The organism is Peribacillus saganii, assembly GCF_003429095.1.
Classification (GTDB): domain Bacteria; phylum Bacillota; class Bacilli; order Bacillales; family DSM-1321; genus Peribacillus; species Peribacillus saganii.
Genome location: NZ_QVTE01000008.1, coordinates 137,862 through 150,750 on the forward strand (window position 1 = coordinate 137,862; position 12,889 = coordinate 150,750).

The following is a 12,889-nucleotide window of genomic DNA, read 5'->3' on the forward strand; positions in this document are numbered from 1 at the left end:
TATCCAATTTTACAACAACCGTTTCTCTATTTGAAGGTTCAAATCTTTACAAGTTTGAATCAAATTTTTTACAAAGATTTTTACCCTCCTTTTCAAAGGTTTAACCGTCTAATTTCAGTTTTTGTGGAAAATCGTACTGTTAACTTCTGTTATACAAAAAAGTATTTGCTTACAAATTTATAAATAAAGTAAACTATGTATTTGCCTTAAATATGTTTCAAAAAAATTATCACTATGTTCCTGTAGAACAGATCTATATGAATTTTTTAAATAAAATAGCAATTTAGCAAATTTAATTTGTTCACTATACAGAGTTTGCCGCACTCGAAAGTCGCTGAACGCTTTAAGAGGAATTAAACTAGGTCTAAAGAGTGATTTTTTCATAAAAGCTGAAATATTTTAAGAATAGATGTTAAATCTTACATATTTTGAGATAATAATGCCAGTTACTTTAGCATTTGAAATAGGATTTTACGTTTTCTTGTAGAAATATATATTAAGAAGTTTGAAAGCAAGGCTGAACACGGGGTGATTTTTTATGGCTGGAAGAGAAGATCAGCAGGAAGCGGTAGATACCATGAACGAGCTGGAAATACTTCGAAAGCAAGTAGCCTTTTACCAAGATTTTTTTGAAAATGTTTCAGGAGCGGCAGTCATGGTAAATTCGGAAAAACAAATTACCTATGTAAACCGATCTGCCCTTTTATTATTTGAAATGACCAGGGAAGAACTTCTTACATATAAAATCACAGACTTTTTGCATGAGGTGCCGACTCATATCCTTCATTATCAAGAAGAAATGATGAGTAAAGAGGAAAATTTTACTGATGAGTGGATTCTTCACCTTCCAAACGGAATAGTCAAGCATGTTGAATTTAAGTCTTTAGAGTATATCTGTGATGGAGATTTAATTTATAAAATTACGGATATAACCTTAGCACGCACACTGGAGCGGGAACGGACGATTTCTGTGCAGATGTTTCAGGATGTCTTCCATCAAGCTGTAGACAGCATCATTATTTTCGATCGGGATGGGGTAATCATCGATGTAAATCCGGCCTTCTGTCATGCCGTCCAAATGGCTAAATTGAAGGTTGTTGGAGGCAAAATACAACAGCTCTTATCCATCAATTCAGTTCCGGTTTGGATTGATAGCTTAAGGGAAGTAGAGCAAACGGGATCGTCAGCCGGACAGGTCGATGTCGAGGTTCGAAAAAATAAAATCAGATTTGAGTATACTACGAGTTCGAATATTTTTAATGGGCTCTATATGTCCATTTTTAGAGACGTTACGGAAAAGCATGTAATGGAAAGCAAGTTGAAAAAAAGTGAAGAAATATTTGGGCAGTTGTTTGAGCTGGCAATTGATGCAATTGTGTTCTGCGATGAAAACGGAATTATTTTCAGGGTTAACGATGCTGCTTGCAGGATTTTTGAATCAACAAGGGAACAATTGCTCGGTATCCATATTGCTAAATATACAGACAGGCTCCAGCAAGATTACATAGAGCTTATGGATGAATTTTTCAAAACCGGATCTATAAGGGGAGAGCTTTTCTTTACAATGCCGAACGGGCAGAAAAAATTGCTGGAATTAACGGCAAACTCCCATCCGAGTGAGGGTTACAATATTGCTATTTTCCGCAATGTCAGTGAACGCTGGCGTATTGAAAATGAGTTAAGAAAAAGTGAAACTAAGTTCCGGAAAATATTTGAACGAACCATGGATGGCATTATTCTATGGAATAAAGAGAAAATTGAGGATATAAACGAAAATGGGGTCCAGATCCTTGAAATAAATAAAGCCAACCTGTTTGCCAGGTCGCTTCAGGAAATAATACAGGTGGTTCCAGAAAATACATTCCCGTTACAATCTTATATGGAAGAAATAGAAAAACATCAAGAACAGACGGTGACAATCCCTATTACATTTCTCGATGGGCGGGTAAAACATATTGAATTCTCAACAAGGCCCTTTTTAAGCCAGGAACTCCATCTTACTATTTTTAGGGATGTTACGGAAAAGCTGGAAATGGAAGAACAGCTGAGAAAATCAGATACGCTAAGTGTGGTCGGTGAGCTGGCTGCGGGCATAGCCCATGAAATTCGCAACCCCATGACAGCTTTGAAAGGGTTTATCCAGCTCTTGCAAAGCAGTGTGAAAGAAGATTTCTCCACTTATTTTAATGTTATTACATCCGAATTGCAGCGGATTGAATCAATCATCACGGAATTCCTGGTGCTCGCTAAGCCACAGGCAATGAACTATCAGAAAAGGAATATTAACGGGGTAATGCAGGATACACTTGATTTGCTTTCTGCACAGGCCCTAATGCAAAATATTCAGTTTGAAACTTCTTTTAAGGAAAATCCTTTTATCATCTATTGTGAAGGGAATCAGCTGAAACAGGTGTTTATTAATATCATTAAAAATGCCATTGAGGTTATGCCTAATGGCGGAGTGATCTATATTTCCAGCGAACGGCATGAAGAAAAATTCGTAAAAATTTCCATAAAAGATCAAGGAGCAGGAATTCCGGAGAAAAAGATCAAAAAACTTGGGGAGCCATTTTATACAACAAAGGAGAGAGGAACCGGCCTAGGTTTAATGGTCAGTTATAAGATAATAGAGGAACATAATGGCTATATTGATGTGGAAAGTGAAATTGGTATTGGTACAATTTTTCATATTTATCTTCCAGTCAATAAAGAAGAGGAGATCGTATTTCTGAGGAAGTAATTTTTTTCAAGAAAATGACAAAGGAGCAGGGAAAACTTCCCTGCTCCCTGTGTTTAATGAAAGGTTTTTAAAAACCCCATTTAGAGTTAAACCAGACGTTGTTTCTTCCATTCCTTTTATCGTCCCTGCGGTCCCGATCGTCCCTGCGGTCCCGGTCGTCCCTGCGGTCCCGGTCGTCTCTGCGGTCCCGGTCGTCTCTGCGGTTTCGGTCGTCCCTGCGGTCCCGGTCGCCCCTGCGGCCCCCGTTATCCCTCCGGTTCCGGTTTCGGCCATTACCGGTACCAACTCCGCCAACACCATTGCCGTTATTTCCTTCACTTTCCTGATCCTGTTCTTGGTCTTGACCTTGTTCTGCATCTGATTCTGCCCGGGAAAATGCTCTTGTTCTAGAGTTTGAATCTACGTCGATGTCCAGGTCAATTTCTGAATTTCCACTGCAATCAAGCTTTGCAATATTGGTATTGCGGTTTCTGTTACGCACCTCATTATCGCTTTCGACATCACTATCGCTTCGAGTATTGTTGTCCAATTCGAAGTCAGCATTGGAATTGCTATCAGAGTTTGAATTACTGCGGTTTGAATTGTTCCCCATTTCTTTTTCTCCCTTCCTTAAACCTATGAGTATTATATTCACAGACCTATTAGGTGAATGGACAAACAGACCTGATGAATTCGTGGAATTTTAGGTAAGGATGACATAAAGACTTTGCCAAGGTATTCAGCTGTTGAGATTAAGCTGAAGACGGAACCGCAATTAGTGGTCCAGCACAGCCATGCTTGTTCACAGTTACATACAATAAATTGAGGTGATTTTTCATGGTTAAAATCTACATTGATCCTGGACATGGCGGAAAGGATCCTGGAGCTGCTGCAAATGGATTACAGGAAAAGAATTTGGTATTAGAGATTTCAAAATATATGGAAACGTATTTAAAAAGTCATTACTCCGGTTTTGAAGTGGTGCTATCACGAACTACAGACGTGTTTATTGATCTTTCAAAACGGGCAGCCATTGCTAACTCCATTAAAGCTGACGTTTTCATTAGCAACCATGTTAATGCCGGGGGTGGTACGGGGTATGAATCCTTTATCTATACGGAGCCAAGCAAAAACTCAATAACTCTGCAGCAGCTAGTTAATTCAGAGGCAATCTCCACAGCCAATAAATATGGTTTAGGAGTACATGGTAACGCAGATAAACGAAGAAATCTTGCGGTGGTGAGGGAAACTGTGATGCCCGCAATCTTAACGGAAATCTGCTTTATCGATTCCAAGGATGCTGTGTTACTAAAGAATAAGCAGTTTCTTGAAGACATGGCTGCCGCATATGCTCGTGGGATTGCAAGATTTCTTAAACTTCCAGCAAAGGTGAAACAGCAGGCAGGCAAACGGTATCGAGTATTTACCGGCACATTTGCCTCTCAAGCAGAAGCTGAGGCAGCAGCTGCACAAATAAAGAAGGAATTCGGTTATTTAACTTATGTAAGAGAAGAGTAGCAAAGAGCCCCTTTTATCTAAAAAGTACCCTATAGGTAGACTTTTTTTAAGTGTCTACTCTATAGGGTACACTTTAATCAGTGAGTGGCTTTTTTTGACTTAACATCACAAAGATAGTGTTTTTAGGAGTAATTTCAATGATTCATCAAGAACAGATAAATCGAACTCAGGTTACGTTAGAACCAGCATTCCGGAACTGATTAACTTGTTTTCTTTTGGGTTTAATACATCTGTTTTTTTATTTAGTTGAATTACGGTATAATTAATAATAATACTAAAGAAGGTGTGATTTTTTGGCAGAAGTTTTACCACTTAAGAAGAAGCATCGTAAATTAACCCCCGTCAAAGTATTACAGCGGGCAGTATGGATTACTATCGGTGCATTATTGATGGCAACAGGATTGGAAATCTTTTTGGTCCCGAACAAAGTAATTGATGGTGGTGTAACAGGGATATCTATTATGCTTTCCCATCTAACTGGCATGAAACTAGGTATCTTTCTATTTCTGTTAAATTTACCATTCGTCTATCTTGGCTATAAACAGTTTGGAAAAACATTTGCTATCTCCACTATTTATGGAATCATTATGCTTTCTATTTTCGCTACCTTTTTCCACCCGATTCCGCCCTTCACTGAAGATATTCTTCTTGCTACGATATTCGGAGGAATTTTCTTGGGGATAGGAGTGGGATTGGTTATCCGAAATGGCGGTGCGTTGGATGGCACTGAAGTACTTTCAATTGTAATCACTAAAAAAGTTCCATTTTCTGTTGGGGAAATTGTAATGTTTATGAACTTATTCATACTTAGTTCCGCTGGATTTGTTTATACATGGGATCGAGCTATGTATTCAATTCTAGCTTATGTAGTAGCTGCAAAAGCTATAGATATTGTTGTTACCGGAATGGAAGAATCCAAATCAGTGTGGATCATTAGTGATGAAGCAACAGAGATAGGTGATGCAATAAACCATCGATTAGGACGAGGAGTAACTTTCCTGCATGGAGAAGGTGCTTTTACCGGGGATGACAAGAAAGTTATATTCTGTATCATCACCCGTCTGGAAGAATCTAAACTTACTACAATTGTTGAAGAAATTGATCCCTCTGCATTCCTGGCAATAGCAGATATTTCGGAAGTGCGTGGCGGACGGTTTAAAAAGAGAAATATCCATTAATATGTCATTAGTTTTATGAGCCCGCATATTTTTGCTGGCTCTTCTTAATTAGTTTTAAAGTTTTTTAAAATTATGTAACCAAAACACTATAGTGATCGTCTAATTAGTGTACTAGCTGGAATAAGCACAAATGAGAGAAGAGGTAAGAAGAGATAAAAAAAATAGCATTTGTTTTTGTACTTGTTTTTGTTTTGGTGCAGTATCCACAAATAAAATTGTAGAGGCTGTTGCAGAAATAGCTTTGAATATCAAGTGAAAAACAATGTGATAAGCATAAACGCAAGATATCTAAACCATATGAATTGCATGAAGAAATAAACAAGAGCAATCGCTCGTTCCGCCGATTTTACCTTCCAGCTTTGCTCACGGAGAATAGAATTTCATCACCCATAATCTATTAAAAAAGACGGCCAAACTGGCCGTCTAATCTTCAGAAATAGTTTTTGATAAAGACTAGAGCATGGGGGCAGCTGCATATTTAACAGTCTTTACACTTTTGAGCAAGCATAATGTCTTTAAATCTTAATGCAAGTAAAACTTTACCTGCTTTATAGATTTCTAATGAAAACCATGTTTATTTTAGATTATACTTTAAATCTGCCAACCACCATTTGTAATTCTTCCGCCATTTTGGATAATGATGCCGACGAATAAGAGATCTCTTCCATGGACGCCAATTGTTCTTCGGTTGCTGCCGACACTTCTTGTGTTCCGGCAGAAGTCATTTCTGTCATTTCCGTAATTAGTTTTACTGAGTGTACCATTTGGTCAGTTCCAGCTGACATGTGTTGGACCGCAGAAGAAACTTCTTTAATTTGTCCTGCCACATCACTTATAGAATGTTTGATTTGTTTAAATGAAATTCCTGCCGTTTCAACAACCTCTATGCCGCCAATTACTTCTTTTGTTGCTTGTTGCATTGATGACACAGCTTTATTTGTTTCGGTCTGAATCATAGATATTAACTGAGAGATTTGTTGTGCAGAATCAGATGATTGTTCGGCTAAAATTCGTACCTCTTCAGCTACTACCGAAAACCCTTTGCCCTGTTCTCCAGCTCTTGCAGCTTCAATCGCTGCATTCAAGGCTAAAAGGTTAGTTTGAGCTGAAATACCAGTTATGACTTCTGTGATTTGTCCAATTTCTTTTGATCGTTCCCCAAGTTCTGTGATGACTTTTCCTAAACCATTAACCGTTACATTAATGGAGTTCATTTGGTTAATCGCTGTTTGGATTGATGCATCTCCTTCTCCTGCTTTGTCTAATGCTTCCGTAGCTGTGTTAGCAGCTTGGTGGGAATTAGAAGCAATCTGTTGAGCTCTTATAGAAATTTCATTTACAGTTTGAGATGTTTCCGCCGCACTACGTACCTGACTTTCGGTACCTGTAGCTACTTGCTGTATAGTCGAAGAAATTTGTTCACTTGCTTTGCTTGTTTGTTCAGCACTGGCTGTTAGTTGTTCTGATGCAGCCGCAACTTGTTCCGCATTAGATGCTACTTGCTGAATCAATTGATGCAATTTATTCATCATCCTGTTAAATGATTGTGCTAATTCGCCAATCTCATCATTACTCTGTATTTCAATTCTACTGGTAAGATCCCCTTCATTACTGGCAATATCATGTAGTTTACCTGTTACAAGCCGAATAGGTTTTACAATTCGGTTTGCTAAGAATAAAGCAATAAGAATGCCGATTAATATGACCGCAACACTGCTTACAATCGTGATTACTATTACACTATTACCTTTGCTAATCACTTCCTTTCCTAAGTTAGACACTCCTTTTTCATTGCTCTTTACCAGTTCTTGTAATGTACCCATAATTTCTTCGGCCTTGCTTCTATTTTCAGCCAATGCTTGAAGTGCGTTTTCTTTATCGCCATTTTCATACATTTGAATGACCTCTTTATCAATGGCATTTCCCCATTCAGCACTTTTATTAACAACTTCTTGAACAAGTTCTTCTTCATTATCTCCTTTAAAATACTCCAATATTTCAGTTTCTTTTTCCTGGCTATCCTTTGTGTATTGATAAAATTTATCTTTCAGTGTGTCATCACCGTATAATAAATAACCACGAGTAACAGCTAACCGTTCGGCCATGTTGAAGCGGAGATTTTCAAAATATTGTAACTCCACTAAATCGTCTGATATTAACTCTTCCGTGGATTTTTTCATATTACTTACGTTTAAAAGGGTAATGATCGACATTGCTATAAATGTGGCTAACACCACTGTAAAACCTATTAAAATCTTACCTTTAATACCTCTCACTATGTTTTCCTCCAAAAATTACTTATGCGTGGTTTAATAAAATCAAACTTTGAATCTTCCAACAACCTCTTGTAATTCTTCCGCCATTTTTGATAGGGAAGCAGAAGAGTGTGTAATCTCCTCCATGGACGCCAATTGTTCTTCAGTTGCTGCCGACACTTCTTGGGTTCCGGCCGAAGTCATTTCCGTCATTTCCGTAATTAGTTTTACTGAGTCTACCATCTGCTCCGTACCAGCTGACATTAGTTGCACAGCAGAGGAAACTTCCTGGATTTGACCAGCTACATCATTCACTGAATGCTGAATGTGTTCAAAAGAAATTCCAGCTAATTCAACAACCTGAATCCCTGCAATTACTTCTCTTGTAGCTTGTTCCATTGATGTCACTGCTTTATTGGTTTCTGATTGAATGGCAGATATTAATTGAGATATTTGTTGTGCAGACATAGAAGATTGTTCCGCTAACTTTCGAACCTCATCCGCAACAACCGCAAATCCTTTGCCTTGTTCTCCGGCTCTTGCGGCCTCAATCGCCGCATTTAAGGCTAAAAGATTGGTTTGCTCTGAAATGCCTGTGATGACTTGTATGATTTCTCCAATTTCTTTCGAGCGCTTTCCAAGATTTGTGATAACTTGTCCTAAACCAGTCACCGTTACATTAATCGAATTCATTTGCTTAATAGCTGTTTGGATCGATTCATTGCCTTCTCCAGCTTTGTGCAATGCTTCTGTTGCTGTATTAGCCACGCTTTGTGAGTTAGTGGCAATTTGTTGTACCCCAATAGAAAGTTCGTTTACTGTTAGAGACGTTTCTCCTGTGCTGCGGACCTGGTTTTCCGTACCAGTGGCTACTTGTTGTATCGTAGAGGCAATTTGCTCTGTTGCCCTGCTTGTTTGTTCTGCGCTGGCGGACAGTTCTTCCGATGCCGCAGCTACTTGGCTTGTTGTTTCAGTTGTTTTTCCGATTAGCTGACGAAGATTGCCCACCATCGTATTCAGTGCTTGTACCAGACGGCCCACTTCATCTTGATTATTGACAACAAAGTTTTCTCCCCGTAAGTCCCCATCTGCCAATTTTTCTAAATGATTGGTCACATGCACAATTGGGTTGGAAATTTTACGGGAAACAATTATGCTGATTAAGATACTTAACAGGATAAGAGCAATAGCAATTGCATAAAACAGCGTTTGGGAAGACTTCGTTTGATCCATGATTTCCTCTTTTAATCCAGTGAAACCAGGGAAGCGGGTGACATAAACTGCGGCAACTTTTTCATCTGATGTCAACAACGGTTTGAATTGCATCACATAGAGTTGATTGTTTAATTTTAAAGTTTCCGTAAATGCCTTAGACGAGGTTATGCTCTTATCCAAGTAAGGAATTAAACTTTCGTATAATGAATTATCTTTTGCTAGATCTGAAACACTTTGGGCTTTTTCCATATCTTTTTCAAGCGATGCGTCAAAGAACTGGTTTCCAATGTCATCTGATTGAGTATCAGTCATAATGTGGAAATCCTTTTGATTATTGGTGACAAATAGTGTAGCAGAGGTTCCAGCCGATTCCGCTATCGTCCGGATGAAGTTTTGATAGGCGGTTTGGCCTACAATAACAGCACCGATGACTTTGCCTTGATCAATAATGGGCGCTGTTACTTGAAGCTTTCCATCTTCTTCATTAACCTCCCATGACGGAATCGATTTGCCTGTGTCCATTGCTTCATTTACGGATTTATAATTCAATTGATCATATCCATCGTATGACGGAATGGAGGGGCAGGCAAAGATCGGAGTTGCTCCATCGCTTTTGCGGTCTTGAAGGCGAGTAACCCAGATTAAGTCGATATTCGCTTTTTCCTTCGCGGCTTTTACAGTGTTTTTTAGCGCTGCATGAATGCCGGCGGGATTATTTTCTTTCAAAGCTTTAATTACTTCTGGCTGGTATGAAATTTGTTCAGCCAAAAGAACACTTGTATTAATCGTATCATTCACTTTTGTCTCGGTTATGTTATTTACGATTGATTTTTCTTTTTCTAATTGGTTATCAATAAGTCCAAGGGTATGGTCCGTTGTTTTTGTTAGCATCATCTGTGAAATAACAGCAGCTGATACAATAGAAAAAATAATAAGGATCATAAATGGAACAATGATTTTCGAGCGAATGGATCGTATTTGTAACTTTTGAAATTTCACAATTAGACTTCCTTTCCGATTGTGGAGGTTGCTTATATTGAACTTTTGGCTAACACTTTTCTCAAGTCGATAACCGGCGTAACAATTCCACGCAAATCAATAACCCCAACCACATGTTCAGGCATATTGGGGATGGGTGTTACTTCTTGCATTTGCTCTATCGAAAACACCTGATCAATGTGTAAGCCAAATTCTTCATTTCCAATTCGAAAAGCGATGATTTTCATGACTGTTTCCGAGTTTTCCACATTGTTTCCTCCTATTTTTTTCATTTTTTGTCGAATTTCCAATAAGTAATCAAATGGTATAGTCCCAGGCTTTCACTGTATTGCTTTGGCCAAATGGGACCTATTTGACCCACAAAAAAATGCAGAAAGCAGTATACTGCAATTACGCAGGACAGCATACAATTTCCACAGTTTTGCATAAGGCAACGAATATGGTGGCATCAATCAAAAACAAAATATTACTTATTACCTATTTACTATATTTATTTACAATGAGAATGTCCAATCGGCTTGAGACCTTAAATCCAGCTATTGGGAAAAGGATACGGTGATTTCGGCACTGATTATTTATTGTTCAGTCAAATTAACCATATATTTCATTTATGTACCGAAGTTTCGGATTCCATATGTATATAAATCTCAAGCTAATGAAGAAATCCCTTTATTAGCTCAAGCCTTCCTCATGATTCTTGTGTACCGCTGTAAACATTTCGCAGAATTAACAAAAATATATGGAAAATTCTTTATAGTAAAAAACTCTCCGCTTTTCACCTGCAGGAATCGGCCCCATACACTTAAGCCGGAATAAAGCTTTTATGGTAGATTGGACAGGAAGATTGTCACACAATGTTCATAACTTACCGTTTTTTTGTCCGGAAGCACGCGTTTTATGTTCGGAAAGCGGAAACATCATTACTCAGTGGATTTTAAACCGGCATGCATCGGTTGGACAGGTAAGCATCATTATGTGTAGGATAATTATGCTAAAAGAGGACGAACATTCGTTAGAAAAGAGTCTATTTGCATATTTTTATGTGTTGCTACAAATTCAACATAGCTAATCAGGGGAGCAATGTTGAATGTAAACAATGAACAATCATCATGGAGGGAGCAATCAAATGTCCATAAGCAAAAAGTTATATAGTGGTTTTGCAGGCGTCATTGCGCTGTTGGTCACTATCGCAGTTATTAGTTATATTCAAATCACATCTATCACGAACCAATACTCTTTTTTGGTAGATGAACAGGTTAAGAAGGTTACCAGCGCAAATGAATTAAAATACTTGGCAACAAAAGAATTGCGGGATGTGCGAGGGTTTTTGGCAACAGGAAATGAAGAGCATATTGAAGAGTACACAGCAACAAAGGCTGAGTATGAAAAGCCGCACACCTATTTAGAATCTGTTCTTAATACATCAAAAGCACAGCAATTGCTGAAAGAATTAGACCAGCTTCACAAGGATTATAGTGAAGTGGCTGACCAGGTGTTTGCTTATAAGAAACAGGGAAATGTAGAAGGCTATGTGAAACTGCTGGCAGAAAGAGGGACTCCAATCGCCAAAGAGTTTTCTGCAAAGGCAGAAGAACTTGAAGATATGTGCCTTGACGTACTGGCTGCAGAAAGCGCAAAAGCAGAACAGCAGGCTTCACAACTTAAAACAACTATTATAGCAGTGTCAATCATCGCGTTATTAGTTGGAATTGGAATTGCTTATTATATCGGCCGCATCATATCAAGGCCTGTTAAAGAGGTAGCTGATGCAGCAAAACAAATTGCTGGCGGCGATCTGTCTATTCCCGATATTAAAGTGAAAAATAAAGATGAAATTGGCGAGATGGCTGATTCTTTTAATGCAATGAGACAAAATTTGCGCGAAGTAGTGCGCGAAGTATCCGATAGTTCGGGGCAAATCGCTGCCGCATCTGAGCAGCTTACCGCTGGCGCTGAACAAACGAGCAGGGCAACTGAACAAATAACGGCTTCGATTCAGGAAGTAGCGAACGGCGCTGAAAACCAAACCGTAAGCGTGGAAGAAACGTCCAAATCGTTGGAAGAAGTAACACAAGGCATCCAGCACATGGCAGAAAACTCATCATTTATCGCAGAATCCGGTACACAGCTGTCAGAAAAGGCGAAACAGGGTGGACAGTATGTAGAACAAACCGTCCATCAAATTCATGCTATCCACCAATCGGTAGACGTTAGTGATGATGTGATGAAACTGCTTGATAGCAGATCACAAGAAATAGGCGAAATTACAAAAGTGATAACAGAAATCGCCAACCAAACGAATTTGCTGGCATTAAATGCGGCCATTGAAGCGGCCCGGGCTGGCGAGCATGGAAAGGGATTTGCGGTGGTAGCGGATGAAGTCCGTAAACTTGCGGAGCAATCACAGGCATCATCAACCCAGATTTCGCAGCTGGTGAAAGAAATTCAAACAGACATGGTCCGTTCGACTGATTCTATTAACCAGGTCAAAGTGGATGTGCAAAAAGGGCTTGGAATTGTTGAAAATACGCAGTCAAGCTTTAGCGAGATTTTATATTCAATGGATAACATAAGCACCCAAATTGATGAAATGGCAGCGACTGCGCAGCAAATGTCTGCTGGGGCAGAAGAGGTAAGTGCAACCGTTGCCGGAATCAGCAGCATTTCCAAACAGACTTCGATGCATTCGCAAGGAGTTGCTGCTTCAGCAGAAGAACAATTAGTATCGATGGAAGAAATTACCGCTTCTGCGGCTGGATTGTCTAAATTGGCGCTGAACTTACAAGAAGTCATGAGTAAATTTAAAATATAATGTAATAATAAAAGGGCATTTTGGCATTTAATCTCCTGAGTTAGTACTGTGTTTCATGAGTATAGTAAAAGAGTACTAAAGATGATATCTAACTATAATTCAATTAAAAAAATAGAATTCATTGGCAGTATTATGCTCATTAAGAAAGCTGATTTCTTTTCTGAAAAAATAAATTTGTCAATTTTACGTTTGA

The 12,889-nt window shown here is 38.8% G+C and carries 8 protein-coding genes; 4 read left to right on the forward strand and 4 right to left on the reverse strand.

Going from position 1 to position 12,889, the window contains the following annotated elements:
• Positions 1-538: 538 nt before the first annotated feature.
• Positions 539-2,740: a PAS domain S-box protein gene (locus tag D0469_RS03355; RefSeq protein ID WP_117325221.1), complete on the forward strand. Its 2,202-nt coding sequence runs from the start codon at positions 539-541 to the stop codon at positions 2,738-2,740.
• A gap of 67 nt (positions 2,741-2,807) precedes the next feature.
• Here D0469_RS03355 and D0469_RS21310 read toward each other — a convergent pair whose 3' ends face one another.
• On the reverse strand, positions 2,808-3,332 hold the full coding sequence (locus D0469_RS21310) for a hypothetical protein (RefSeq protein ID WP_199478327.1): 525 nt from the start codon (positions 3,330-3,332) through the stop codon (positions 2,808-2,810).
• Positions 3,333-3,556: 224 nt separating this feature from the next.
• On the opposite strand from D0469_RS21310, the gene D0469_RS03365 reads away from it, so the two are divergent.
• Both D0469_RS03365 and D0469_RS03370 read left to right on the forward strand, forming a co-directional pair.
• Positions 3,557-4,237, forward strand: a complete 681-nt coding sequence (locus D0469_RS03365) for an N-acetylmuramoyl-L-alanine amidase family protein (RefSeq protein ID WP_117325222.1) — start codon at positions 3,557-3,559, stop codon at positions 4,235-4,237.
• Between the two features lie 293 nt (positions 4,238-4,530).
• The gene (locus D0469_RS03370; protein ID WP_233522925.1) at positions 4,531-5,415 is read left to right on the forward strand and encodes a YitT family protein; all 885 of its coding nucleotides are present in this window, start codon (positions 4,531-4,533) and stop codon (positions 5,413-5,415) included.
• Positions 5,416-5,999: 584 nt separating this feature from the next.
• Here D0469_RS03370 and D0469_RS03375 read toward each other — a convergent pair.
• Genes D0469_RS03375 through D0469_RS03385 form a run of 3 tightly spaced genes read right to left on the reverse strand, consistent with a single transcriptional unit; the run spans position 6,000 to position 10,132 of the window.
• Entirely contained in the window at positions 6,000-7,691 is a 1,692-nt protein-coding gene (locus D0469_RS03375) for a methyl-accepting chemotaxis protein (RefSeq protein WP_158553337.1), read from the reverse strand.
• A 42-nt stretch (positions 7,692-7,733) separates the two neighbouring features.
• Positions 7,734-9,884, reverse strand: coding sequence for a methyl-accepting chemotaxis protein (locus D0469_RS03380; protein ID WP_117325224.1), 2,151 nt, complete (start codon positions 9,882-9,884; stop codon positions 7,734-7,736).
• 32 nt (positions 9,885-9,916) lie between these two features.
• Positions 9,917-10,132, reverse strand: coding sequence for a chemotaxis protein CheW (locus tag D0469_RS03385; RefSeq protein WP_233522926.1), 216 nt, complete (start codon positions 10,130-10,132; stop codon positions 9,917-9,919).
• 878 nt (positions 10,133-11,010) lie between these two features.
• On the opposite strand from D0469_RS03385, the gene D0469_RS03395 reads away from it, so the two are divergent.
• Complete coding sequence (locus D0469_RS03395) at positions 11,011-12,696, forward strand: methyl-accepting chemotaxis protein (protein WP_158553338.1); 1,686 nt, start codon at positions 11,011-11,013, stop codon at positions 12,694-12,696.
• Positions 12,697-12,889 lie beyond the last annotated feature (193 nt).